Here is a 24,184-nt window from a genome sequence, read left to right as displayed (position 1 = left end):
GAACGAGTCGGAGCGCGTAAATGAGCATACAAGATCAAATTCCGTCAGACCCTGCGTCCATGAGCCGAACACAAGGTTTCATGGTCAGCTATTTGGAGGCGCTGTCACTGGTGGAGCGTCTGCACCGCCTGCTGCTGGACGTCATCAAAGACGAATTTGAGCGGGTTGGCGTCCTGGAGATCAACGCGGTACAGGCACTGCTGCTCTTCAACATCGGCGACAATGAGGTAACAGCGGGCGAATTGAAAAGCCGCGGTTACTATCAGGGCAGCAACGTCAGCTACAACCTGAAGAAGCTGGTGGATATGGGCTACATGCATCACCAGCGTTGCGAGATTGACCGGCGTTCGGTGCGCGTAAAGCTGACCGACAAGGGGCAGAAAATCCGGGTTGTCGTGTCGGAGTTGTTCTCTCGCCATGCGGACGGTCTTGAAGCCAAAGGGGTTCTGGGACCGGATGGCATCGATGACATCACACGCTCGCTGAAACGTATGGAACGTTACTGGTCCGACCAGATCCGCTACATCTACTGAAGCGCGCTGATCGTCAGATCGTCGAGTTCCCTTTTCAGCTTGGCGGTCATTGCTGCCGCATAATCTTCAAACCCAAGGGCCGTTTGCACAAATGCATCCGGCCCTGTTATCACTTCGGCCCGGAAGTAGGACGATAGCTCGCCAATCTCACTTTGGCGGAGATCTCCTGTCGCAGGGGCGTCGGCGCCAATCACCAACGCATTGATGGTGATCCCGCGCGCGCCGATGGCATTCTTCACGTCTCGGGGCCGTGGGCCCAGATTGGATTGCCCATCGCCAGAAATGTCCAATGTGCGTTTCCAACACCCTTTTTTTTGATCGAGATAGGCAGCACCGGTGTCCATTGCGACACCGAGCGCCGTGCCGGGCGTGGTGTCCCGTCTTTCCGTCTCCGCCAACGTGGTGCTGATGGTTGCGAGCGTCTCGCGATTGGCCATGGCCGTCCATGGGACAAGCACCGTGTGATCTGCAGGCCCGCTCCATTCGAACACCATCAGGGAGATTGGCGCGGTCGGCACCGCCAGCAAGATGCGGACGACCTCCGGATCATTCAATGCTGTGACCAGCCCATCAAGCTGCAACCGGTACTCCCGCAAGTCAACGGACCCTGAGACATCTAACCCCAGCGCCAGCGCCTGACGGCAATTGGCATGTGCATCGATTGGCATCCCAATGGTCAAGAGCAGACCCACGCACCAGGCCTGTCTCATCCCTTCGGTTCCCCGTCGGAACCTGAGGTCAGCGCTCCGATCACAGGAGGTGTCAGTTCCCTTTCCAGCTTGCGCCGCATGGCGCGCTCATAGTCCTCAAACCCCTGCGCAATTTCCAGAAAGGCTCCGGGCCCATGCAGGACTTGTGCCTGATAAAATGCGATCAACCCGGTTTCGGCCTCGTAGTCCGCTCCATTGACCACCAGACCGTTGACCGTAACCCCGTCAAAGGGAAATTCGGCATAGGCCTGTGCTGGGCCGAACCCCTCATTGTTCTGCCCATCCCCGGCCATATCCAGTGTCCTGTAGAGACAGCGCGGCCCTCGCGTGAGCAATCCTGCGCCATATCCCAGCGCATACCCCATCGCCGTTGGGAAATCATTGTGACTGCGACTGCTCGCCGCGATCGTCTCCGCTGCGTGCAACAGTGCGGCGCGGCTATCGATCAACGTCCACTCCAGCAGCACTTCCTGATTGTAGCGCCCGGACCACTCGTAAGCGGCAAGCGCCACGTGGCTGTCCGCCGCGAAAAAGGCCGCTTCCACTTCGGGTGCGGTGAGAGCGGCCACCAGACCGCCCCGCTGCAACCTGTCCTCCGCGGCATCGACCGAGCTTGACACATCCAGCGCCAGAACCAGCGCCAGCCGACACTCTGCTGCCGCCGGACCCGCCAGCAGCAGACCTGCGCAGAGGCCCGCGCGGATCACCAGTGGCCTGTGTTTTCCATGCTCGCCCAAGGCTCGGCCGAGGCCAGATTGTCGCCTTCCTGTAGCAGCTCGATGGAAATGTTGTCGGGCGAGCGGACGAAGGCCATATGCCCATCGCGGGGTGGCCGGTTGATCGTCACACCATTGTCCATCAGATGCTGACAGACCTCGTAGATGTTGCCGACACGGTATGCCAGATGCCCGAAATGACGACTGTCATCGGGCAACCCTTCATCGCCATCCCAGTTGTAGGTCAATTCGACCGGGCATTCCTCCTGTCCGGGCGGTGCCATGAATACCAGCGTGAAGCGCCCGCCCTCGCTGTCCATCCGCCGCGTCTCCTTCAGTCCCAACAGCTCGTAAAATGCGATCGATTTCTCCAGATCCTTCACGCGCACCATCGTGTGCAGATACTTAAGGCTCATGCTGCCCCTCCATCACTTCGTTAACTTCCCGCAACACTAGCACGCCCGCCCCGGGATGCCAGTCACATCGCGCTGATCGCTCTTCAGGAAATCCATTTCCAGAATACATCATATAGCTGTTCCGCGATGACCCGCGCCCAGATATAGTCGTATGCGACTCATGCCCTCGAAAGGATGTTCCCATGCCGCTCACGCCCGAGCACCAAGCCGAAATCGACGAACAACGCAGCCAACCGCAGCCGACCCTGCGCGCCACCGCCCCCGGTATGGAAAAGCACCTCTACACCGCGCAGCCCGTGCTCGATCATGGCTTTGTCCGTGTCATCGACTACATGGGCGACGACGCCGCCATCTGCCAGGCCGCCCGCGTTTCCTACGGGCGCGGTACCAAATCGGTGCAGAACGACGAAGGGCTCATTCGCTACCTCATGCGCCACTGGCACTCCACCCCCTTCGAGATGTGCGAGGTCAAGTTGCACGTGAAACTGCCCGTTTTCGTCGCCCGCCAGTGGATCCGCCACCGCACCGCCAACGTGAACGAATACTCCGCCCGTTACTCGATCCTCGACCGCGAATTCTACATTCCGGCGCCCGACGACCTCGCCGCCCAATCGGTGGTCAACAACCAGGGCCGGGGCGAGGCGCTCACCGGAGACGAGGCCGAACGCGTCCTGCGCTACCTGCAACAGGACGCGATGCAATGCTATGACCACTACGAAGAGATGATCAGCCAGGACGGCCAGCAGGGCCTCGCGCGCGAACTCGCCCGCATGAACCTTCCCGCCAACGTCTACACCCAATGGTATTGGAAGGTAGACTTGCACAACCTCTTCCACTTCCTGCGCCTGCGCGCCGATGCGCACGCGCAATATGAAATCCGCGTCTACGCGGACGCCATCTGCGCCATGGTCAAGGACTGGGTCCCCGCCGCCTACGGCGCCTTTGAGGACTACCGCTTAGGCGGCGCAACACTGTCGGGTCGCGCGCTGGAGTGCGTCAAAAAGATGCTCGCCGGAGAGGAGGTCACGCAGGAGACCTCCGGGATGAGCAAGGGCGAGTGGCGAGAATTTCAGGGTATGATTGGTGGTTAACGACAGCAGCTCGGAGAATGAAGAACAAAGTAGTCCGAAGACTCCAGCATCCAGTAGAAGCTCGCGGGTAGGGCGGGCCGCGCTTAGTGCGATTGGTGGCGCAATCCCATTTGCTGGCGGCCTCTTCTCGGCCGCTGCTGGCTATTGGTCCGAGCAGGAACAAGAGAAAGTGAACGACTTCTTGAAGCACTGGATGGAGATGCTGAAAGAGGAACTGGAAGAGAAGCAAAGAACAATCGTGGAAGTGATGGCGCGACTAGACATGCACGATGAAGCGATTCAAGAGAGGATCAAAAGCAGTGAGTATCAGTCTTTGGTCAAGAAGACTTTTCGAGAATGGGCAGCCTCTGAGAGTGAGAGAAAACGAATTCTTGTCCGTAATATCTTAGCCAATGCGGCATCTTCTTCAGTAACCAGCGACGATGTCGTTAGAATGTTCTTGGACTGGATGAAGAGCTTTTCTGACATGCACTTCGAAGTGATTGGTGCCATCTATAACAGCGATGGGATCACAAGAGGCGCGATGTGGCAAAAAATCGGGCGAGGCCCAGTCCGTGAGGACTCTGCGGATGCAGATCTTTTTAAGTTACTGATCCGCGACTTATCGATGGGGAGTGTCATCCGACAGCATCGGGAAGTGGATTATCATGGCAATTTTCTAAACAAGTCGGTTCGGGGTCGTCCAAAGCGACCCGCTTCGAGCACTGCTAAGTCCGCCTTTGACGAAGAAGATGGCTATGAGCTTACAGCACTTGGCCAGCAGTTTGTTCATTACGCAATGAATGATCTTTCTATTCGAATTGAATACGACCCGACCGCAAAATGATCCATTGTTGCCCGCCGGAGGCGGGTAGCGCCCGAACCGCCCCCACGGGGCGGGCGCTTCGCTTTTCCCCGCCCCTCGGTCCGGGCGCCGAGTAGCACCACCCACATCACCACTCTCAAAGCGCCTCTCTCCCGGGGCTCCGCCCGTTGTCGCCTCAATTGATCCCCCGGATCAATTGCCGGGCTGCGCCCGGACCGGCGCCAACCCCACCACGTTGCGGGCGCTTCGCTTTTCCCCGCCCCTCGGGGCGGGCGCGGTGCTCTTAATCTGCAAGATCACCAGTTTGAGAAGTTCCCTTTTTCCAATCAAACTCATGCACAGGGCGCTTCAAGCCCATCGAAGCCGGCGCATTGACAAGACATTTATGGTGCGCAGACTGCCCCCATGCTCATCCTCGCGGCGCCCCCGGTCGATTTCGTTGAAAATCCTTTTCCGCACTATGACGCCCTGTTGCGCGAGGCGCCTGTCTGTGCGCAGCCTGACGGCTCTTTCCTGCTCTCCCGCCACGCGGATCTCAGCGCCATTTACCGGGATGTAGACCTCTACAAATCAGACAAAAAGGCCGCCTTCGCTCCGAAATTCGGCACAGGATCTCCGCTCTTCGAGCACCACACGACATCGCTGGTTTTCAACGACCCGCCACTGCACACGCGCGTGCGACGGATCATGACATCGGCACTTACGCCGAAGGCGCTGAGGCGCATGGAACCGGGCCTGATCGCCACCGTCGATGCACTGCTCGAAGCGCTGCCGCAACCCTGCGACCTGATCGAAGACTTCGCCGCCTCGATCCCCATTCAGGTGATTGGCAACCTGCTTGACGTGCCCATGGACGAGCGCGGTCCGCTGCGGGACTGGTCCCTGGCCATTCTCGGGGCTTTGGAGCCTACGCTCACCGAGGCACAGCTCTCCCGTGGCCATCAGGCGGTTACGGCATTCAAAACATATTTGCAGGACCTTATCGACCGGAGACGCGCCGCACCCGGTGACCCCGAGACCGATGTGCTGACCCGCCTCATCCAGGGCGATGAAAGCGGGCAACTGTCAGAAATCGAACTCATTCAGAATTGTATCTTTATTCTGAACGCAGGGCATGAAACGACCACAAATCTGATCGGCAATGGCCTTGCGCTGCTGCACGACCACCCGGACCAGCGTGAAAAATTGATCTCTGATCCGTCCCTTATCGACGGTGCGATTGAAGAGGTCCTGCGCTTTCGCTCTCCGAACCAGTTTGGCAATCGGGAAACCGCGCAGGACGTGTCGCTTGGTGGCCATGAAATCCCGAAGGGAACCAACCTGCACCTTTGCATTGGCGCTGCAAATCGTGATCCGGTGGTTTTTGATGATCCGCAGAGATTTGACATCGCGCGCCAGCCAAACCGTCATCTGGCATTCGCTGGCGGGCCGCATGTTTGCGTCGGTCTGACCCTTGCGCGGATGGAGGGACGCATTGCTGTGGCCCGCTTTCTGCGACGTTTTCCGGATTACGCGATCACGAGGCGTGTGCAGGGCGGTCGTATTCGGTTCCGCGGGTATGCGTCTCTGCACGCTCAAGTGTAAACGTGCGTACCTGATCAGTTTGTTATCCACAGCACTTCGTAAAACTGGTGCGTCGAGCGCATGTTGTTTCGTGGTCTCGCTCTCATAATACTGGGGGTCCCAATCACAGCGCAGGCTTCTCCGATTGGCGATGTGTTCTGTGCACGGTCAGAGGAGTTGCGTGACAGGCTGACACGTCAGTATGGCAGTGAGCGGCAGGCCAGTGGATTGCGCGGGCGTGAGCAGGTAATGGAGGTCTGGACGGACCAGCGCGGCGATTGGACGATGGTTGTACGCTATGCGTCCGGCACGTCGTGCATCGTGGCGATGGGTGAACACTGAACGGCATGATCCTGCTTAGCGCGACGCTGTGCGCCGCAGATCAGCGACGGTCTCGGCATTCCGGTGCTCCCACGCTTTGAAGTTCTGGTAGGCACGTTGGGAACGCTCTGCGCCATTTGCCTCCGGCTCGGTGAAATACTCTTTTACTTGTTGGTAGTGTGCCATGCATTCCATGACTTCCGCATGGTTGAGCGCACGTGTCTCAGCGGCTGCATTACAGCCGTAGTAGAGTAGCAGGACCGAGAGGAATTCCGTCATATCTTCACCTTCAGGGGCAAAGATACGTCATGTTTGGCAAACATTGTGTAAACGGCGCGTTTGCTAACGGCCGACCCGATGGCCGCCCGTTTGAAAAGGCCGCTTTATGTCAGAACGTTAGAGCAGCTTGAGATCACTCGCCATCTGCCGTCCATCGCGTCCTTCGGACAGCTCAAAGCTGACTTTTTGGTCATCGGCCAGGCCGGTTAACCCGGACCTTTCAACCGCTGAAATATGTACAAACACATCTGATCCACCGCCTTCTGGAGCGATGAAGCCATAGCCTTTTGTGGTGTTAAACCACTTCACGGTGCCGTTTGGCATCAGTCCCGTGCCTCCTTTGTATTGCCTGACTGCCCCAGCGCTTCCGGAGCAGCTTGTTCGTGCGGCCAGTTTGATCGCAAAAATCAGACCAGCTACTCTTTAAGAGATTGCTCTTCGCGTGTAAAAATCAAGCAAAACGGGAAGAAACGCGGCGATTTGCCCCCCGAATAATCTGATTTGTGAGTAAATGATGCGACTATATGGACTAAAAAATTGCGACACTTGCCGTAAAGCACTGAAAGCCTTGCCGAAGGCAGAGCTTGTGGATGTGCGGGTCGAGGGTGTACCGGGGGATGTTCTGACGGCTGCTCTGGCGCAGTTTGGGGACGCTTTGGTCAACACGCGCTCGACGACCTGGCGTGGGATGGACGAGGCGGACAGGAATAAACCACCCTTGGAACAGTTGAAGGCACACCCCAGCCTGATGAAGCGGCCCCTGATCGTGGACGGGGCCAAGATGCATCTGGGCTGGACCAAGGACACACAGGCGGCGCTAGGGGCCGCCTGATCACGTCAGGCCTCGGGGATGCGTTTACGTAATGCGTTGTCCAGGGACAGCGGGCCTGCGCCTTTGATAACAAGCACCAGCAGGACAAAGACCCAGAAACTGCGCTGATCGAGGATCACGCTGTCGGGGAATCGGTCAAACCACGCGCCGAAGGTCTCCTTGTGCTCCAACCCGCCATGGCCAAAGAGGTCGGTCAGGGACTGCACGACGACGAAGCCGATCATCCCAAGGGCGGAGAGACGCGTCAGCAGACCAAGGACAATGAGGGCCGGCAGGATGAATTCCGCCCAGGTGCCGGCCACGACAACGGCCCAGTGAAAGATCGACAGCTGGGAAGTGTCGAAAGTCACCGCCTCCATCGCTTTGGGGAAAATCTGGGCGTAGGCCCCAACGGAGGGTTGAAAGAGGCCCTTGAACCCCTCTCCGAGTTTGGTGAGCCCGGACACCCAGAAATACATGAGCAGCGTGCCTGCAAAGATCAGACGCGCCAGCGTCGCAAGCAGCCAGTCCGCCTGCGACAGGCGGTGTGTCACCGAAGCATAAAGAGAGATCATCTAGCTGTCCTTTGTCTTGTATTCAGTCAGGGCGCAGGTTTGCAAAGCCTGCGAAAGAGAAGTGGCAAGGTCGAAAGTGGGATATGCTGCAAGAGCTGCCTCATGTGCATCGCCCAGCGTCCGGCCGGACTGCAGGTTTTGCAGCCACACCGCTGCACCATCTGGAAGCAGATGTGGGGCAGGGTCAAATTCCGGTCGTGTGATCAGCACATCCTGCGGCACGGTACGCGGTTTGGGCGCGTTTTCTTCGGTGTTGAACCGCCAGATATCAAAAAGAGGCCAGGCGGACCTGATGACCTGCGTGGCCGGTGCAAAAGACAGCCGTATCTCAACAAGCTCCTGGGGGTCACATTGGAAGGTTTCGGCTGGTACGGGGGGGGCATCCGCCGCGTGGTAAGACCGTCTCAGCGCCAGATCGAGCCGGGCGCAGTCGGGCAGGTAGCCAATGTGCTGGAGTGGGGCAAAGCTCTCCAGAAACGCGGGCAGCTTTCCCCCGTAGTGCATCATCAGCGGCGAGCCCGGTGGATGCGCACGGACATAGACGGCGGCCAGTCTGTCGAAAGTCCGGGCCCCCAACAGCTTGTGCAACAAGGGAAACGCTGTGCGGAGTGCCTCTGTAAGCGATACCACGACGTTGTTCCGGTAGACGGAAAACCGACGGCCTGCGGGGGCGGCATCGCCATCCAACAAGCCGTCGGGCACGTCCTGCGCCGCGTCAAGCAGGGCGCTTCGAAATGTGGATTGTGAGACTGTCATTTGACCAGAGCAAGCGCCTGTGCTGCGCGGTCGGCCTCGCTGCGCAACACCGGCCAGTCGGGGACATCATTGTCCCATTCGACGAGAACGGGACGCGCGCCGGACTTGGCGAGTGTCAGGTCCAGCAGCGCCCAGACGGGATCATCCACCGGTCTGCCATGGCTGTCGATCAGCAGTGGGGCGCCGTGATCGTCGACTTCTTCGTCATGGCCGCCCACATGTATTTCGCCAACGGCCTTCAGCGGGAAGGCGTCGATGTAGTCCGGTGCTGACATCCCGAGATTAGTGGCGGAGATGAAAACGTTGTTCACGTCCAGCAAAAGGCCACAGCCGGTGCGCCGCACCAATTCGGTCAGAAAATCGGTCTCCGACCAGGTGCTTTCGGCAAAGGCCAGATAGCTTGACGGGTTCTCCAGCAACATCTGACACCCAAGCGCCGATTGCACCTGATCGATGTGATCGGCCACGCGGGTCAGCGTGTCGTTTGTGTAGGGCAGGGGCAGCAGGTCATTCAGGAACTCCGCACCATGGGTGGACCACGCCAGATGTTCCGAGAAACTCGCTGGTTTCGACCAGCCCACAAGGGTCTTCAGCCGTGCCAGGTGCTCCGCGTCCAGCTTATCCTCCCCGCCGATGCTGAGGCCGACGCCATGCACAGACAGCGCAAACTGCTCGGACAGCGCCCGCAACTGCGCCAAGGGACGCCCGCCATCGCCCATGTAGTTTTCCGCGTGGACCTCGATCCATTCGACCGCACCGGGATCTGCGCGCAACTCTGCAAAATGCTGGGGTTTGTATCCGACACCGGGCGCGGGCGGCAGGTGTTCAAAACGAGGGGAGTTATCTAACATCTTGGCCCTCCGACGTCATGTGTCCCGAGGTGTTTTCAGGGGGATCCCACCCGGCGATCTGCATCACCGGGTGGGATCAATTTCGTATGCATGCTTATGCAGGCAGATCGCGGCTCAGCTCTTCCAGCGAACCTTGGCGCGGTGTGCCGTCTGCCAGGTCGGGCAGTTCGATTTCGGCGCATGTGCCAGCATCGACCAGCGTCCAGGCGTTGCCCTGGTAGTCAACGGTGGATGTGCCCGCGCAGGTTGTGCCGGGGCCGGCCGCGCAGTCATTGGCGCCTGCCAGCGAAACGCCGTAGCACTTTTCTTTCGCAGCCGCTTCGGCTGTTGTCACCTGTGCGGTCAGGGCAGCAGCGACAGCACCGGCAATTGCGACTGTTTTCATTGTGTTGGACATGATTTCATTCCTTTTTCGAGGACCATCGCGGTCAATGATAGGGCAAAATCTAGACGTTGGGAAACGGACTTTCCACTCACGAGGTCGTGCCTCACGCAGCCGTCAGAAGACGTTGGGTAGACAGCGGCAAAAACACGCCAATCTTCACGGAATGTTACAAAATCGGTCCCCGCGGGCAGCTGCGCGGCACGCGGAGACGGGAATTGTTACAAAAGATCGGGCGGCGTTGCTTCCCGTGCCAGTGTTTGTGTCAGGCTGTCCAGCGCTTCAACGCTTGTGCGTTTTTCGCCCAGACGCCGGAGGGTCACGGTGCGTTCTTCGACCTCGCGGGCACCAACGGCTAGGATGACCGGCACCTTGCCCACGGAGTGTTCGCGGACCTTGTAGTTGATCTTCTCGTTGCGCACGTCGGCTTCGGCGCGGACGCCAGCGGCTTTCAGGGCCGCCACGACCTCATGCACATAGTCATCGGCGTCGGAAATGATCGAGGCGACGACGACCTGTCGCGGGGCGAGCCAGAACGGCAGTTTGCCCGCCGAATTCTCAATCAGGATGCCGATAAAGCGCTCGAAAGATCCCAAACAGGCGCGGTGCAGCATATAAGGGCGATGCTTCGCGCCGTCTTCACCCACGTAAGTCGCGCTCAGACGCTCGGGCAGGTTGGGGTCCACCTGGAAGGTGCCGCATTGCCATTCGCGCCCGATGGCGTCGGTCAGTTTGAAATCCAGCTTGGGACCGTAAAACGCCCCTTCACCTGCATCCAGCGTGTAGGGGTGGCCAGTGGCCTTGATCGCGTTTTCCAGCGCGGCCTCGACGTGATCCCAGCTTTCCTCGGACCCCACGCGCTTTTCAGGCCGGGTGGCGAACATGATCTCGAAGCTTTCGAAGCCCAGATCCTGGTAGACCGAGGACAGGTAGGTGATGAACGCCGCGCATTCCGCCTCGATCTGGTCTTCACGGCAGAAGATATGGCCATCGTCCTGGGTAAAACCGCGCACCCGCATGATGCCGTGCAGGGCGCCGGACGGTTCATAGCGGTTGCACGATCCAAACTCGGCCATGCGCAGCGGCAGGTCGCGGTAGGATTTCAAGCCCTGGTTGAAGATCTGGACATGGCAGGGGCAGTTCATCGGTTTCAGCGCGTTGATCGCCTTTTCCCGAGCGTGTTCCTCGTCCACTTCGACGATGAACATATGCTCCTGATACTTGTCCCAATGGCCGGAGGCTTCCCAGAGCTTGCGGTCCACAACCTGTGGGGTGTTGACCTCCTGATAGCCTGCTGCGCGCTGTTTGCGGCGCATGTAGTCCTGCAAGGTGGTGTAGATCGACCAGCCATTCGCGTGCCAGAAGACCTGCCCCGGTGCTTCTTCCTGCATGTGGAAGAGATCCATCTCGCGACCCAGCTTGCGGTGATCCCGCTTGGCGGCCTCTTCGAGCATGTTGAGATGCGCGCGCAGCTTTTCCTTGCCGGTGAAAGCCACGCCGTAGATGCGTTGCAGCATCGCCCGATCGCTGTCGCCGCGCCAGTAGGCACCGGCAATCGACATCAGCTTGAAGGCGTCGCCCGGCACTTGCCCGGTGTGCTGCAGGTGCGGTCCCCGGCAGAGATCCTGCCAGTCACCGTGCCAGTACATGCGCAACGGCTCATTGCCCGGAATGGCGTCGATCAGCTCCACCTTATAGGGCTCGCCCGCGTCCTCGTAATGCTTGATCGCGCGCGCGCGGTCCCAGACCTCGGTGCGGACCGGATCACGTTTGTTGATGATGTCCTTCATCTTCTTTTCGATGAGGCCAAGGTCTTCCGGTGTGAATGGCTCGGCACGGTCGAAATCATAGTACCAGCCATCCTTGATCACCGGGCCGATGGTGACCTGGGTATCGGGCCAGATTTCCTGCACGGCGCGGGCCATGATATGCGCCAGATCGTGGCGCACCAGCTCGTTGGCCTGCTCTTCGTCCGCCATGGTGTGAATGGCGATCTCGGCGTCCTCTTCGATGGGCCAGGCGAGATCGTAGTGCACCCCGTTCACGGTGGCGGAGATCGCCTTTTTGCGCAGCGAGGTGGAGATGCTGGCGGCCACATCGCCTGCGGTGACGCCCGCCTCGAAGCTGCGCGCATTGCCATCGGGAAAGGTGAGAGAGATTGCGTTGTCTTTGGGAGCCATCTGCTGGCACTCCTCGTCGGTTTGGCGCCTACGAGACGCCCGGTTGCGGGTTATGTGAGCGTGCTGATGACGCCTAGGGGCAGATGTGTCAAGAAGCGCTGTCCAATGTATACCCAAGAATACGTTGACTGCGACACCTCGTATGCTAAATCCGACATATACTCAAATGGTAGAATTGACCGGAAGGATCGTCATGCCGCGCTATAACCGCACATTCGAATTGAGTATCCATGATGTCGATTTGATCGAAGAATCTCTGCGGGCCCGTGGTCGGGAATTGTGCAGGATGCGCCGTGCTTTGTCGGAAGAAAATCCTGCGGATCTGCAGTCGATCACTGTCATCGAAGCAGATCAGCGGGAAAATGAAGAACTGCTTGGGCGTCTTCACAACCAGAAGATTTTTTACCGCCCCGGCGCCGCCCCCTATGTTGGCGGGTAACCGCGCCGAAGACGGTTGCAGTCAGGCCGTGTAGGCCGCGTAGGCCATCAGCAGACAACAGATCCAGCCAGCAGTGAAGATGATGGGGCGCAGGGGAAGCCTTGCGAGACCTGAAATCATCCCCACCGCATGGGCGACCCGCAGCCAGAAGAATGCGATGGCTGTCCAGTAGGTCAGCGTCGAGTACCCGCCCAGACGGTCAATCACCAGCACCAGGATGGCAAAGGGCAGCAACTGCTCCAGCAGGTTCAGATGCGCGCGGTAAGCCCGGTGCACCCAGGGCCGCAATTGCGTCAGATCACCGGGGCGAGTGAAGTTATCCGCCGGATGCGGGTCCGTGTTCACGCCGACGATGTAAGGGATCCAGAGGGAAGCTGCGAAAATGCAGAGCATGATCAGCACGCCCATTTCAGTAGGAAGTGTTCCGGCCTGCATCGCTCACCCCTCCGCTTCTGCGTGCGAAAAGCGCACCGATTGCCCGGTTTCCAGCCATGTTTTCAGGCCAGCGAGGGTGCGGTGCCAACCATCTGCCACGCCTTCCTGACCGGCGGGAATGTCATAGTGCTCAAGCGTGAGCATGCAGTTTTCACCCTGCGGTTCAATCAGATAGACAAAACGTGAATGCTCCAGCGGCACCTCCGGTCCGGCCCAATGCGGCTCGAATGTGCTCTCAATCCGGGTTTTGGGGGTCAGCTTGGTCTCCGTCAGGATCAGCATCGGCGTGCCGTCCTCGAATTTCAGGATCAGCTTGTTGTCTTCGCGCACGCAACTGCCTGCCACGAAGTTATAGGCGGCATTGGCCTCGGCGTCCGTCAATGCGTGCCACAGCGCGTCCTGGGTGCAGTGAATATAGGTCTGCATCATGAAATCGGGTTTGGTCATCCTCGGTGTTCCTTCAAGTTGGGTTTTGAGATTAAGCACCGCTCGTGCCGCCGGTTGCTGGAGCAGGGGCTCCACCCAGCGATCTATCGCTTCCTGCAGGGGCAGGGCGTTGAGGTAGTGGTATTTGAACCGGCCTTTCTTGTGGGTCACGATCAGCCCGGCCTCTTCCAGCACGCCCAGATGCTTCATCACGCCAAATCGCGACATGTCGAGCTGCCCTTGCAGATCAAGGAGGCTCTGTCCCGGTTTGGCACGCAGGCTGTCCAGCAGCGTCCGGCGCGTGGGGTCGGCCAAGGCTTTGAAAATCGAATCCATAGCTCCTTATAAGTTACTTATTAGTCACGTGACAATATGGTAACCTATAAAAAATATAAAACGGATTGCGGGCCAATGGGCTTGCGCACATGATCGCAGCCAAAAAGGACACTCCGAATGACCTCTCCAAGCTTCTTCGATGGGCCGCAGGGCCGACGGCTTGCCTATCATCGCACGCCGGGTGCAGGCCCGTGGGTCGTGTTTCTGGGCGGGCTCAAATCCGATATGGAGGGCACCAAGGCGCTGCATCTTGAGGAGTGGGCGCGGCGCGAGGGCCGTGCTTTCCTGCGGTTCGACTACTCCGGGCATGGTCAGTCTTCCGGGACCTTCGAAGAGGGCGCCATCGGGGATTGGGCAGAAGATACCGCGGCCATCGTGGCGGGTCTGACGGAGGGGCCGATCATCCCGGTCGGATCTTCCATGGGGGGCTGGCAGGCGCTGTTGCTGGCCCGGCGGATACCGGATCGGCTGGCGGGGCTGGTCACCATAGCGGCCGCGCCCGACTTCACGGAGGACAGCTATTGGGCCGGGTTTTCCGAGGCCCAACGCCGGCAGGTGATGACACAGGGCCAGGTGGAGATCCCGTCCGACTATATGGAACCCTACATCGTGACGCGGGGGATGATCGAGGACGGGCGGCGCAATCTCGTCCTGCGCGCGCCGCTTGATCTGCCGTTCCCGGTGCGCTGCCTGCAGGGCACGGCAGATACCGCTGTCAGCACGGAAACCGCCCTCCGGCTGATGGAGCATGCGACCTGCCCGGACATGCGTCTTACGCTCGTCAAGGACGCAGACCACCGGTTTTCAGACGGCCCGTGCCTGGGGCTGATCGAAGACGCGATTGTCGATGTATTGGATGCAACGAAGTAGGAGGATCACATGGACCAGCGGATCAGTCTCATCACGCTTGGCGCGCGCGACATAGCGGCACTGGCGGCGTTTTACGATGCCTTGGGCTGGCAACGCACGCCGTCGCCGGACGGGGTGATCGCCTATGACCTGATTGGCCAGACCCTTGGGCTCTACCCTTTGGACAAGCTTGCAGAAGACATCGGTATCCCGCTGACGGATCTTGGGTATGGCGCCAGTACCTTCGCCCACAACCTGCCCGACAAAGGCGACGTCGCCCCGCTTTTGGCGCGGGCAGAGGCTGCGGGCGCGAAAATCCTCAAACCCGCGCAGGATGTGTTCTGGGGCGGACACCATGGCTATTTCGCCGACCCTGAGGGCCACATCTGGGAAATCGCACATAACCCCTTTTCGCCCTTGAGAGAAGACGGCGCATTTCGGTGGTTGGGCTACGGGGACGGCTGATGCGCAGCCCCAAATCCATGTGGAGCCTTGAAACGCTGGGCCGGGTGCGTCTGTCAAAGCATTACTACATGCGCGATTTCCTCTATTCCGAAATCAGCAATATGCATGGGGTGCCCAACGTGCCACCCGACCCGGAGCTGACCATCGAGAACGGGCGCATGCTGTGCACCGAACTGCTGGATCCGCTGGAAGAGACCTTTGGCCGCCTCGCCATCCGTTCCGGGTACCGCTCGCCTACGTTGAATGGCTATGGGAATGCGCACAAACTGAACTGCGCGGCCAATGATAACCCAATCGAATGCCATATCTGGGATATCGCCAGTGGCGACGAAGCCGTGGCAGGCACATCGATGGCCATTCCCTGGTTTACGGATCGGTATGAGGCGGGCCGCGACTGGCGGGATTTAGCGTGGTGGATTCACGATCATCTGCCCTATTCTGAACTGTGGTTTTTTCCCAAGCTGGCCGCGTTCAACATAGTGTGGCGACCTGCGCCGCTGCGCACAATCTCCAGCTACATCGCGCCAAGGGGGATGTTGCTGCGCTCAGGTGCTGAACCGGGCGAATCCCTGGAGGAACGACAGGCCCGCTATGCAGACTTCCCACCTTTTCGCGGCATAAACTTCCCGTAAAAATAGAACATATGGTGTAGTTTTGAGATTTTGGCCACAATATGTTGATTGATTGTTGACCGAAGCAGTGACTTAGGCAAAGTGTCGCCAGTTTCATCTTTGGGGGGATGATCCATGAGGCGGTTGTGCCTTATCGCAGGATTCATTGGCGCATTTGGCGCAGGACAATCGGCAGCGGAAATCTGCGGGGGCAGTTACGAGGTGGCGCGCGGGGACAGCTTGTCGCTGATTGCCAACAGGCTCTACAAAGATGCTGGCGTCTGGACGCGCATCCATGCTGACAACAAAGGGATAATCGGCGATGACCCGGATAAGATTCTGGTTGGCGCGGAGCTGACGCTATCCTGCATTGGCGGTCTGCCGCAGGGGCTCTCTGAACCGGCTTCGGTTGTGAGCCAGATTGAACCGCTTCAAGCCACGACACAGCAAGCCACCTTGGATACACCGGCAGACAGACCGCCCGAGCCTGTTGTGGCGCTTCGTGTGATCACCGGTAACGATCAGCCGCCTTTCTCGGATGAAACGCTGGTGGGCGGTGGCATGATGACCGAGGTCATGACGGCCATCCTCGAAACATCTGCTTCGGAGGCGCCGGTCGAGGTCTTTCGCATCAATGACTGGGGATCGCATCTTTCGCCGCTATTGACCGAGGCCCTGATGGATGTCTCCTATCCCTGGCCAAAGCCGGACTGCAAAGATGGGGCTGCACAGGAGCTTTGTCAGAACTACGTCTTTTCTGACCCGATGTTCGAGATGCTGATGGTGCTATTTGTCGATGCGAAACGTCCGGTCCCGTTGAACAGCGCACAGGATATCGAGGGGCGGCACCTTTGCCGTGCTGCGGGGCGCATGACGTTCATGCTGGACGCTCAGAACAGAAATTGGCTGCGCGACGGGCAGGTTACTCTTCTGCGCGCCCCGACGGTCGAGGCTTGTTTTGATCTGCTTGTGAGTGGTGAGGTCGATGCGGTCGTGGTCAATGAATTCACTGGCCGTTCGGTTGTCGCAAGTATCGGGCGTGCCGATCACATCGTCGCGCTGAACAGCACCCCGCTCGACATCGTGACACTGCATGCTGTTGTTTCCCGCAACAATCCGCGCGCCGAAGCTATTCTGGACAGGATAAACACGGGACTGCGGGCGATGCGCCGTTCCGGTCGGTATCAGGAATTTGTTGATCGTCATCTGCGCGATGTCTGGGCCGGCCTGTGAGATTTGCGCAGCTTTCTGCACTATGTGCCGCATTGGCATGTGCGAATGTCGGACCAGCAGATGCCGAGATGCGACTGCTGACCGGTTCGGACTATGCGCCCTTCACAGATGCGGCGTGGTCGCAGCAGGGTATGGTCACGGAACTGGTTGAAGCGGCGCTGGCGCTCAGCCCGGAGCCGGAATCGCATCATATTGAATGGCTGGATGACTGGTCAGTGCATCTTGATCTGATCCGGGAAAAGCACGCGGACATGGGCTTTCCATGGTTCCGGCCCGATTGCGATACATATCAGCAGGACGATGCGCGGTGCGTTGACTTCCATTTTTCTGACCCGGTTGTGGATCTGGTGATCCTCCTCTTTGTGCGCGCCGACAATGAGTTTGCTTTCGAGAAAGATGCGGATGTTTCCGGTCGGGTTTTATGCCGGCCTGCCGGTTACTTCACGCATGACCTGGACCGTCCGGATCGCAAATGGATCAGCAACAATCTAATAACGCTCAGGCAACCCGCGACGCCGCGGGAGTGTTTCGATTTGCTGATGTCGGGAGAGGTCGACGCGGTCGCGGTGAATGAATTCCTGGGGGTGCAGCAGATGTTTGCAGCGGATCTGACGGAAAAGGTTGTGCCGCTTTCCCGTCCGGTGTCCACCCAGTCGCTGCACGTGGTGATTTCCAAAACACATTGGCGCGGTACCGCGCTGCTGTATCGCTTCAATGCAGGGTTGGCGAAGCTGAAACAGACAGACAGGTATACCGAAATCGTTTCCCGCCATCTTTCGATTTATTGGGATCAGCTGAAGGGCTGAGATTTGCCGAAGTCGCTCAGGACGGACCTTGTGATTGCGCGCATAGCGGGTAAAACTGCCGGAAAATCATGAGGCAACGGGGCAGAACATGACCACCGCCATCACCATTGCGGCCATCGGGAGGCGATATGGCTGAACCTCTGGTTTTTCTGCCCGGCCTGATGTGTGATGCGCGGCTTTTTGGGCCGCAGATCGCGGCACTGTCGTCGGATACGGCGGTGATGGTTGGTCCGATCACGCAAGGTGAACGGGTGGAAGAGATCGCCTCCGGCCTGCTGGATCAGTTGCCCGGACGGTTTGCTTTGGCCGGTCTGAGCATGGGCGGCATCGTCGCCATGGAAATCCTGCGCCGCGCGCCGGACCGGGTGACGCGCATCGCCTTGATGGACACCAACCCGCTGGCCGAAACACCCCAGGTCGCCGCCGCGCGTGAACCGCAGATCGTGGCCGCGCGTACCGGGCGGATGCTCGACGTGATGCGCGAGGAGATGAAGCCGAACTACCTGGCGCCCGGCCCGCACCAGCAGGCAGTGCTCGATCTGGTGATGGATATGGCCGACGCGCTGGGGCCTGAGGTCTTTGTCCGTCAGTCGCGCGCACTGCAACGCAGGCGGGATCAGCAGAGCACGTTGCGCAAATGCAAGGTGCCGGCATTGGTGCTTTGTGGTGCCCATGACGCGCTCTGCCCGGTCAAGCGGCACGAGTTCATGTCCGAACTTATCCCCTATGCGACCCTGAAGGTGCTGCCCAACGCCGGCCATCTGCCGACGCTGGAACAGCCGGACGAAACCACGCAGGCGCTGCGGGATTGGATGGGGTTACCGCTGGTGCTGCGCTAGGCGCCGCCGGGGTCAGGCGGCGGCGTTCTTGTTGGCCGCCTTGCGCGGCTTGCGGGCAGGCTTGCCGCTGTTGGCGTCGATGAAGTCGAGCACAAGCGGACGAATGTTCCGGCGCCAGCTTTTGCCCGCGAAAATCCCGTAGTGGCCCGCGCCGTCTTCGACGTGGCTGGCCTTCTTGTTGTCCGGCAGGCCGGTGCAGAGGTCGAGCGCCGCAATGCATTGGCCGGGGGCTGAGATATCGTCCTTGGACCCCTCGACCGTCTTGACGGCAACCGTGGTGATCTTGCCGATATCGACCTGTTTTCCGGCGACGGTGAATTCATTCTTGGCGATTTCGCCATTCTTAAAGATGCGTTCCACGGTCGACAGATAGAATTCCGCCGTCATGTCCATGACCGCCAGATATTCATCGTAGAATTTGTTGTGTTTGTCGTGATCTGTCCCTTCGCCGCGCGCCACGCGCCCGATCTGATCGGTGAAGGCCTTCACATGTGTCTCGGCGTTCATCGAGATGAAGGAGCTGAGCTGCAGAAGGCCCGGGTAGACCATCCGGCCCACGCCGGGATACTTAAAGCCCACGCGCTGGATCATCATCTCTTCAAGCTGACCCATCGTCATGCGGTGACCGAAATCCGTGACGTCCGTGGGTGTCGCATTCGGATCGATCGGGCCGCCGATCAGGGTCAGGCTGCGCGGCTGCGCCTTGGGGTCCTCCTCTGCCAGATAGGCGGTGGCGGCCAACGTCAGCGGGGCGGGCTGGCACACGGCGATCACATGCGTGTCGGGGCCAAGCTCTTTGAGGAAATCCACCAGGTAGAGTGTGTAATCTTCGATATCGAACTTCCCGGCGCTGACCGGGATGTCCCGCGCATTGTGCCAGTCGGTGATGTAGAGGTCCGCATCCGGCAGCAGGCTGATCACGGTGGAGCGGAGCAGCGTGGCATAGTGCCCTGACATCGGTGCCACCAGCAGCACCTTGCGCTCGGGCGTCTCCCGCCCCGGGACCTCAAAATGCAGCAAATCGCCAAAGTCGCGCTTTACGACGATCTCGGTTCTGACCGTGTGGTCCTGACCGTCTTTGGTCGGGACCGCCGGAATATTCCAGTCAGGCTTCACGATCATGCGCTGAAAGGTGCGTTCCGTGACTTCGCCCCAGGCCTGCATCCAGGCGAAGGCAGGGTTTGGAATCAAGGAGAAAGCAGGGTAGGCTCCCATGGCGAGGGCGGTCGCGCCGAGCCATTGGTTTGTGTTGCGCATCGTTTCCATCAAGTCGTATGTCGCCATATAGCGCATAAGGGGTCTCCTTGTTACAATCCGGGCGCACCGGGTACATGCAGTCGCTTCGCCCCCTGAAGCCAACGACTTTATGCTGCAACTGCAAACATACGAGGGAAAGGTTAACATGACAACACATTCCGGCGACGACGTGGTCCCCTCGGGTGAAACACTTGAGAGGATGACTGAAAACCTCCAGAAAGTGGAGGAACTGTCGGAACGATTGCAGCGGGTGTTAACCAACCGTCAGACCCATAACCCCGCGTTAGATGGGCCGAATCAAGAGTTGTTCGGTCGTGCAGCACAGGCTTATTGGGCCGAGGCCGTTAACAATCCCGCGAAGGTTTTTGAGCACCAGATGACCTATTGGGCCGACACAATGAAACAATTTGTGCAGGCGCAGCAAGAATTGGCCAAGGGTAAACTCACGGCGCCCGAAGACCCCGGCCCGAAGGACAGACGCTTTGCGAATCCGCTCTGGGACACGCATCCCTACTTCAACTACGTCAAGAAACAGTACCTCATTAACGCCGAAGCACTGACGACCGCAGTACAGGACGTGACCGACCTCGATCCGTCGGAGAAAAACCGGCTGACCTACTTCGCGCGTCAGATCGTGGATCTGATGTCGCCAACCAATTTTCTGGCAACGAACCCGGACGCGTTGGAGAAGGCGCTGGAAACGGAAGGGCAGAGTCTGGTTCAGGGGCTGGAAAACCTGATCCATGACCTTGAGGCGAACAAGGGCGAGCTGGTCGTCAAGCTTGCGGATGAGACCGCCTTTGAGCTGGGACGCAACATTGCCACGACGCCGGGCAAAGTGGTGTTCCGCAATCGGATGATGGAACTGATCCAATACACGGCCACCACCGACGAGGTCCATAAAACGCCGCTGGTTATCTTTCCGCCCTGGATCAACAAGTTTTACATCCTTGACCTCAAGGCGCAGAACAGCCTTGTGAAATGGCTGGTGGATCAGGGCCACACGGTGTTTGTCGTGTCCTGGGTCAACCCCGATCCGACATACCGGGATATCGGGATGGAAGACTACATTGAGGACGGCTACCTGACTGCGATTGCGGAGATCAAAGCCATCACTGGTGAAAAACAGGTCAATGCTATCGGATATTGCATTGCCGGCACGACACTTGCGCTGACCCTGTCGCTGCTGAAGCAGAACGGCGATAAATCCGTCAAATCCGCGACCTTCTTTACGGCGCTGACCGATTTTTCCGATCAGGGTGAATTCGCGCCCTTCCTGACCAATGACTTTATTGACGGGATCGAAGAAGAGATCGAGGACAAGGGTGTGCTGCCCTCGGTCATCATGGCGCGGACGTTTTCCTTTTTGCGCTCCAATGATCTGATCTACGGCCCGGCGATCAAGAGCTATATGATGGGGGAAACACCGCCTGCTTTCGATCTGCTCTACTGGAACGGCGACGGTGCCAACCTGCCCGGCAAGATGTCGATGCAATACCTGCGCGGGTTGTGCCAGCGCGATGAGCTGGCGCAGGGCGGGTTCGATCTGCTGGGGCACAAGCTGACCTTGGGCGATGTCGATGTCCCGCTCTGTGCCATCGCCTGCGAGACGGATCACATCGCCGCCTGGAAAGACAGTTACCGCGGCATTCAGCAGATGGGATCGAAGGACAAGACCTTCATCATGACCCAATCGGGTCATATCGCCGGGATCGTGAACCCTCCGACCCGGAATAAGTACGGACACTATACCAACCCTGATCTGAAGCTGGATTATGCGGACTGGCTTGCAGGGGCTGATTTCCACGAGGGGTCCTGGTGGCCGCGGTGGGAAAGCTGGCTGAAAAAGCGCGCAGGCAAGATGATTCCCGCACGCATACCGGGAGATTCGAGCCATCCGGTGCTCTGTGATGCGCCCGGAACCTATGTGGCCAAGAAGGCAACCCTCTGATTTCAGTCGCGGTTTCCGCCAAGTCAATTGAAAATGCTGCAATGCAGAAAAAACACTTGAAATGCTGCGCTGCGGCATGTATATCCTGTTGCAGACGCAGAAACGCGGGGATGATCCCGCAAGCGACAAAGGATTGTAGAAATGACAAAGACACCTGACATGACAGCGATGCTCAAAGACGTTATGGGCGCATTCCCGGTTGACACAGCAGCCATGGAAGACGCGTTCAAGACAACAGCAAGCCTGAACGAAAAACTGTCCGGCGTGGCCCTGACAGCTGCAGAGAAATCCACCGAGATCTCCAGCAAGTGGACCCAGGACACCCTGGCCAAACTGGCAGAGATGTCCAAAGCCAAGGCAGAGCCCGTTGACTATGCAAAAGCGATGACCGATTTCGCTTCCGCATATTCCGAAACAGCTGCTGAGCACATGGCCGCATTCGCCGAAGTTGCGAAAAAAGCGCAAATGGAAACAGTTGAACTGATGATGGCTGCCGGCAAAGACATGAGCGAAGACGCGTCTGCTGCCGTGAAAAAAGCCACCAAAGAAGCAACAGCTGCGGTCAAAAAAGCAGCAACTGCGAAGTAAGTAGTATCCCAGTTAGCGCCAACTTCCTCCCTGAATGGCGCAAACTTTGAGGGCGGGCTTTTTAAGAGCCCGCCCTTTCTTTTTACAAATCTGTGTCCTAAGCTGCAATGCAGCGCAGGATGAGGGAGAAGTCGTGTGGCGGATAAAGACAAACCATTGCTGATCAAGCGATACGCAAGCCGGCGTCTCTACAACACTGAAACCAGCGACTATGTGACATTGGACGATATTGCCACGCTGATCCGCGAGGGTCGGGAAGTGCAGATTGTTGATCTCAAGTCCGGCGACGACCTGACGCGTCAATACCTGCTTCAAATCATTGCCGAACATGAAAGCCGCGGGGAAAGTGTCCTGCCGGTGGATGTGTTGAACGATCTGGTGCGCAGTTACATGACACCGGGTGCCAGTGTTGTGCCGCAATTCCTGCAGGCATCCTTTGAGATGCTGCGGGACGGTCAGAGCCAGATGATGGACAAGATGACCGCGATGAATCCGATGGCCAAGATGCCGGGGTTTGAATTGATGCAGGCGCAGCAACAGGCCTTCATGAAAGCGATGACCGGTGGCTTGGGCGGCGGCAGCGGTTGGAAGGCGCCGGACGAGGATGCCGCGTCGTCGGACCCTGAAAAGGGCGAAGACCTCGACGCGATCAAACAGCAGCTGGCAGAGCTTCAGAACAAACTCTCGAAGTTGAAGTAACCGGTCACATCACGCCACGGCGGGCTGCGCGTCTGCTGTGACGGTCTCGATGGCGTTCAGCAGCACGTCGGTGACCGCATCCAGTTCTGCGCGAGACAGGCGGACGGGCAACCGGACATCGCAGGCCCGCATGAGCATGGCACGGGTGCGCGGCAGCTCGGGCAAATCCTCGATGAACTGCCAGTTCCAGAAGGCCCGCGCATTGTCCGCGCTCTGCCCAAAGACCTGGACCTTGACCCCGGCGGCATCCGCCGTCCGGGCAAAGGCGGCGATGGTGGCGTCATCCAATCCGGTCAGGTTGAATTGAATGCTGTCGGGCGCGCGGGTTTCGCCGTCCAGTGGCGCAGGCACGTCGATAAAGGACGAGCGGTTCAGCCGTTCCGCGACATGGTCGTGATTGCGCCGCCCATCCCGCACCCGCTGCGGCAGGGCGTCCAGTTGCGGGCGGATCAGCGCGGCTGACAGGTTGTTCAGCCGCAAATTGTAGAGCGGCAGCTTGTTTTGATGGCGGGAAAAGGCTTCCAGCAGGACCGGGTGTTTCTTCCAATTGTGCTCATAGGCACCCGACATGATGATCGCGCGGGCCACAAGATCTGCATCATCGGTGATCAGAATGCCGCCTTCACCTGCATTGACCATCTTGTAGGACTGAAACGAGAAGCAACCGACCCTGCCGATGGTGCCGATCTTCTGCCCGCGCCAGAGCGTGCCAAGCGAGTGTGCAGCATCTTCGATCACGGGGATACCGGCGGCGTGACAGAGAGCCATGATCGCGTCCATGTCCGAGGTATGTCCCCGCATGTGGCTGATGATCACGGCATCGATGTTATCGGTCAGTTTGGCTTCGAAATCCGCAAGATCGATGCGATAGTTCTCGCCGACTTCGCAGAGCACGGGCGTGCAGTCCGCGTGCACGACCGACGAGGGGACCGCGGCAAAGGTAAAGCCAGGGATCAGCACGCGCGCGCCCTTGGGCAGATCGAGCGCCTTGAGGGACAGGAACAGGGCCGCCGAACAGGAGGACACGGCCAGCGCATATTTGCTGCCCATCAATGCGGCGAACTCCGCCTCCAGCAAGGCCACGGGGGCATCTGAAGGGGCGGTGTAGCGAAAGAGATCCCCGGTTTGCAGCAAACGCTCGATTTCCGCACGGGCCGCTTCGGGGATGGGTTCAGCCGTGTGCATGTCGGGGAGCGTCATATTCGGATTTCCTTAATGTGACTTTTGGAAATTCTAAAACAACCGATGCATCACGCCAAGT

Annotated in this window: 30 protein-coding genes; 16 read left to right on the top strand and 14 right to left on the bottom strand. The window is 58.9% G+C overall.

What is annotated here, in order from left to right; all coding sequences use genetic code 11:
• The first annotated feature begins 20 nt into the window (after positions 1 to 20).
• Complete coding sequence (locus Q1A07_RS03295; protein WP_299777793.1) at positions 21 to 533, top strand: winged helix DNA-binding protein; 513 nt, start codon at positions 21 to 23, stop codon at positions 531 to 533.
• Here Q1A07_RS03295 and Q1A07_RS03290 read toward each other — a convergent pair.
• The 3 genes from Q1A07_RS03290 to Q1A07_RS03280 are packed head-to-tail and all read right to left on the bottom strand — an operon-like array spanning position 527 to position 2,375.
• Entirely contained in the window at positions 527 to 1,243 is a 717-nt protein-coding gene (locus Q1A07_RS03290; protein WP_299777791.1) for a DUF1194 domain-containing protein, read from the bottom strand. The genes Q1A07_RS03295 and Q1A07_RS03290 overlap by 7 nt on opposite strands.
• Entirely contained in the window at positions 1,240 to 1,953 is a 714-nt protein-coding gene (locus Q1A07_RS03285) for a DUF1194 domain-containing protein (protein WP_299779133.1), read from the bottom strand. The genes Q1A07_RS03290 and Q1A07_RS03285 overlap by 4 nt, the downstream gene beginning before the upstream one ends.
• Complete coding sequence (locus Q1A07_RS03280) at positions 1,947 to 2,375, bottom strand: VOC family protein (RefSeq protein ID WP_299777789.1); 429 nt, start codon at positions 2,373 to 2,375, stop codon at positions 1,947 to 1,949. Before Q1A07_RS03280 ends, Q1A07_RS03285 begins: the two co-directional genes overlap by 7 nt.
• Before the next feature lie 182 nt (positions 2,376 to 2,557).
• Between Q1A07_RS03280 and thyX the strand changes: the two genes are divergently transcribed.
• The 4 genes from thyX (at position 2,558) to Q1A07_RS03260 (ending at position 6,176) form a co-directional block, all read left to right on the top strand.
• Positions 2,558 to 3,466: an FAD-dependent thymidylate synthase gene (gene thyX, locus Q1A07_RS03275; protein WP_299777787.1), complete on the top strand. Its 909-nt coding sequence runs from the start codon at positions 2,558 to 2,560 to the stop codon at positions 3,464 to 3,466.
• Entirely contained in the window at positions 3,459 to 4,292 is an 834-nt protein-coding gene (locus tag Q1A07_RS03270; protein ID WP_299777785.1) for a hypothetical protein, read from the top strand. Before thyX ends, Q1A07_RS03270 begins: the two co-directional genes overlap by 8 nt.
• 384 nt (positions 4,293 to 4,676) lie before the next feature.
• Complete coding sequence (locus tag Q1A07_RS03265) at positions 4,677 to 5,855, top strand: cytochrome P450 (RefSeq protein WP_299777783.1); 1,179 nt, start codon at positions 4,677 to 4,679, stop codon at positions 5,853 to 5,855.
• Between the two features lie 60 nt (positions 5,856 to 5,915).
• On the top strand, positions 5,916 to 6,176 hold the full coding sequence (locus Q1A07_RS03260; protein WP_299777781.1) for a hypothetical protein: 261 nt from the start codon (positions 5,916 to 5,918) through the stop codon (positions 6,174 to 6,176).
• 15 nt (positions 6,177 to 6,191) lie between these two features.
• Here the strand turns inward: Q1A07_RS03260 and Q1A07_RS03255 are convergent, their stop codons facing one another.
• Both Q1A07_RS03255 and Q1A07_RS03250 read right to left on the bottom strand, forming a co-directional pair.
• Entirely contained in the window at positions 6,192 to 6,434 is a 243-nt protein-coding gene (locus tag Q1A07_RS03255; protein WP_299777779.1) for a hypothetical protein, read from the bottom strand.
• A 117-nt stretch (positions 6,435 to 6,551) separates the two neighbouring features.
• Complete coding sequence (locus Q1A07_RS03250; RefSeq protein WP_195820234.1) at positions 6,552 to 6,758, bottom strand: cold-shock protein; 207 nt, start codon at positions 6,756 to 6,758, stop codon at positions 6,552 to 6,554.
• 190 nt (positions 6,759 to 6,948) lie between these two features.
• Between Q1A07_RS03250 and Q1A07_RS03245 the strand changes: the two genes are divergently transcribed.
• Complete coding sequence (locus Q1A07_RS03245) at positions 6,949 to 7,266, top strand: ArsC/Spx/MgsR family protein (protein ID WP_299777777.1); 318 nt, start codon at positions 6,949 to 6,951, stop codon at positions 7,264 to 7,266.
• A gap of 5 nt (positions 7,267 to 7,271) precedes the next feature.
• Here the strand turns inward: Q1A07_RS03245 and Q1A07_RS03240 are convergent, their stop codons facing one another.
• From Q1A07_RS03240 to thrS, 5 genes are all read right to left on the bottom strand, one after another.
• Positions 7,272 to 7,820: a DoxX family protein gene (locus Q1A07_RS03240; RefSeq protein ID WP_299777775.1), complete on the bottom strand. Its 549-nt coding sequence runs from the start codon at positions 7,818 to 7,820 to the stop codon at positions 7,272 to 7,274.
• Entirely contained in the window at positions 7,821 to 8,576 is a 756-nt protein-coding gene (locus Q1A07_RS03235; RefSeq protein ID WP_299777773.1) for a DNA-binding domain-containing protein, read from the bottom strand. It lies immediately after the preceding gene.
• On the bottom strand, positions 8,573 to 9,427 hold the full coding sequence (locus tag Q1A07_RS03230; RefSeq protein ID WP_299777771.1) for a DUF692 domain-containing protein: 855 nt from the start codon (positions 9,425 to 9,427) through the stop codon (positions 8,573 to 8,575). The genes Q1A07_RS03235 and Q1A07_RS03230 overlap by 4 nt, the downstream gene beginning before the upstream one ends.
• Before the next feature lie 94 nt (positions 9,428 to 9,521).
• Entirely contained in the window at positions 9,522 to 9,824 is a 303-nt protein-coding gene (locus Q1A07_RS03225) for a DUF2282 domain-containing protein (RefSeq protein WP_195820239.1), read from the bottom strand.
• A 206-nt stretch (positions 9,825 to 10,030) separates the two neighbouring features.
• The gene (thrS, locus tag Q1A07_RS03220; protein WP_299777769.1) at positions 10,031 to 11,989 is read right to left on the bottom strand and encodes a threonine--tRNA ligase; all 1,959 of its coding nucleotides are present in this window, start codon (positions 11,987 to 11,989) and stop codon (positions 10,031 to 10,033) included.
• Between the two features lie 166 nt (positions 11,990 to 12,155).
• On the opposite strand from thrS, the gene Q1A07_RS03215 reads away from it, so the two are divergent.
• The gene (locus Q1A07_RS03215; RefSeq protein WP_299777767.1) at positions 12,156 to 12,428 is read left to right on the top strand and encodes a hypothetical protein; all 273 of its coding nucleotides are present in this window, start codon (positions 12,156 to 12,158) and stop codon (positions 12,426 to 12,428) included.
• A 21-nt stretch (positions 12,429 to 12,449) separates the two neighbouring features.
• Here the strand turns inward: Q1A07_RS03215 and Q1A07_RS03210 are convergent, their stop codons facing one another.
• The gene (locus tag Q1A07_RS03210; protein WP_195820241.1) at positions 12,450 to 12,863 is read right to left on the bottom strand and encodes an MAPEG family protein; all 414 of its coding nucleotides are present in this window, start codon (positions 12,861 to 12,863) and stop codon (positions 12,450 to 12,452) included.
• A gap of 3 nt (positions 12,864 to 12,866) precedes the next feature.
• Positions 12,867 to 13,625, bottom strand: a complete 759-nt coding sequence (locus tag Q1A07_RS03205; protein WP_299777764.1) for a helix-turn-helix domain-containing protein — start codon at positions 13,623 to 13,625, stop codon at positions 12,867 to 12,869.
• A gap of 117 nt (positions 13,626 to 13,742) precedes the next feature.
• On the opposite strand from Q1A07_RS03205, the gene Q1A07_RS03200 reads away from it, so the two are divergent.
• The 6 genes from Q1A07_RS03200 to Q1A07_RS03175 all read left to right on the top strand — a co-directional run bounded on the left by Q1A07_RS03200 (position 13,743) and on the right by Q1A07_RS03175 (position 18,428).
• Entirely contained in the window at positions 13,743 to 14,495 is a 753-nt protein-coding gene (locus Q1A07_RS03200; RefSeq protein WP_299777762.1) for an alpha/beta hydrolase, read from the top strand.
• A 9-nt stretch (positions 14,496 to 14,504) separates the two neighbouring features.
• Entirely contained in the window at positions 14,505 to 14,939 is a 435-nt protein-coding gene (locus tag Q1A07_RS03195) for a VOC family protein (protein WP_299777760.1), read from the top strand.
• A 17-nt stretch (positions 14,940 to 14,956) separates the two neighbouring features.
• Positions 14,957 to 15,571, top strand: coding sequence for a hypothetical protein (locus tag Q1A07_RS03190; protein ID WP_299779131.1), 615 nt, complete (start codon positions 14,957 to 14,959; stop codon positions 15,569 to 15,571).
• Positions 15,572 to 15,685: 114 nt separating this feature from the next.
• Entirely contained in the window at positions 15,686 to 16,783 is a 1,098-nt protein-coding gene (locus tag Q1A07_RS03185; protein ID WP_299777758.1) for a transporter substrate-binding domain-containing protein, read from the top strand.
• 68 nt (positions 16,784 to 16,851) lie between these two features.
• The gene (locus Q1A07_RS03180) at positions 16,852 to 17,589 is read left to right on the top strand and encodes a transporter substrate-binding domain-containing protein (protein ID WP_299777756.1); all 738 of its coding nucleotides are present in this window, start codon (positions 16,852 to 16,854) and stop codon (positions 17,587 to 17,589) included.
• A gap of 128 nt (positions 17,590 to 17,717) precedes the next feature.
• Positions 17,718 to 18,428 carry an alpha/beta fold hydrolase gene (locus Q1A07_RS03175; protein ID WP_299777754.1) on the top strand — a complete coding sequence of 237 codons (711 nt, stop codon included), beginning with the start codon at positions 17,718 to 17,720 and terminating at the stop codon, positions 18,426 to 18,428.
• A gap of 12 nt (positions 18,429 to 18,440) precedes the next feature.
• Here Q1A07_RS03175 and phaZ read toward each other — a convergent pair whose 3' ends face one another.
• Positions 18,441 to 19,721, bottom strand: coding sequence for a polyhydroxyalkanoate depolymerase (phaZ, locus tag Q1A07_RS03170; protein WP_299777752.1), 1,281 nt, complete (start codon positions 19,719 to 19,721; stop codon positions 18,441 to 18,443).
• A gap of 109 nt (positions 19,722 to 19,830) precedes the next feature.
• Between phaZ and phaC the strand changes: the two genes are divergently transcribed.
• The 3 genes from phaC to phaR all read left to right on the top strand — a co-directional run bounded on the left by phaC (position 19,831) and on the right by phaR (position 22,923).
• Positions 19,831 to 21,636, top strand: a complete 1,806-nt coding sequence (gene phaC / locus Q1A07_RS03165; protein WP_299777750.1) for a class I poly(R)-hydroxyalkanoic acid synthase — start codon at positions 19,831 to 19,833, stop codon at positions 21,634 to 21,636.
• 141 nt (positions 21,637 to 21,777) lie between these two features.
• A complete protein-coding gene (locus Q1A07_RS03160) occupies positions 21,778 to 22,224 on the top strand; it encodes a phasin family protein (RefSeq protein WP_195822407.1) in 447 nt (148 codons plus the stop codon).
• A 135-nt stretch (positions 22,225 to 22,359) separates the two neighbouring features.
• The gene (gene phaR, locus Q1A07_RS03155; protein WP_299777749.1) at positions 22,360 to 22,923 is read left to right on the top strand and encodes a polyhydroxyalkanoate synthesis repressor PhaR; all 564 of its coding nucleotides are present in this window, start codon (positions 22,360 to 22,362) and stop codon (positions 22,921 to 22,923) included.
• Between the two features lie 9 nt (positions 22,924 to 22,932).
• Here phaR and Q1A07_RS03150 read toward each other — a convergent pair whose 3' ends face one another.
• On the bottom strand, positions 22,933 to 24,123 hold the full coding sequence (locus tag Q1A07_RS03150) for an aminotransferase class I/II-fold pyridoxal phosphate-dependent enzyme (RefSeq protein ID WP_299777748.1): 1,191 nt from the start codon (positions 24,121 to 24,123) through the stop codon (positions 22,933 to 22,935).
• Positions 24,124 to 24,184: the final 61 nt, after the last annotated feature.

It is taken from the genome of uncultured Roseobacter sp., assembly GCF_947492555.1.
Classification (GTDB): domain Bacteria; phylum Pseudomonadota; class Alphaproteobacteria; order Rhodobacterales; family Rhodobacteraceae; genus Roseobacter.
This window is presented reverse-complemented; position numbering and strand designations above follow the sequence as displayed.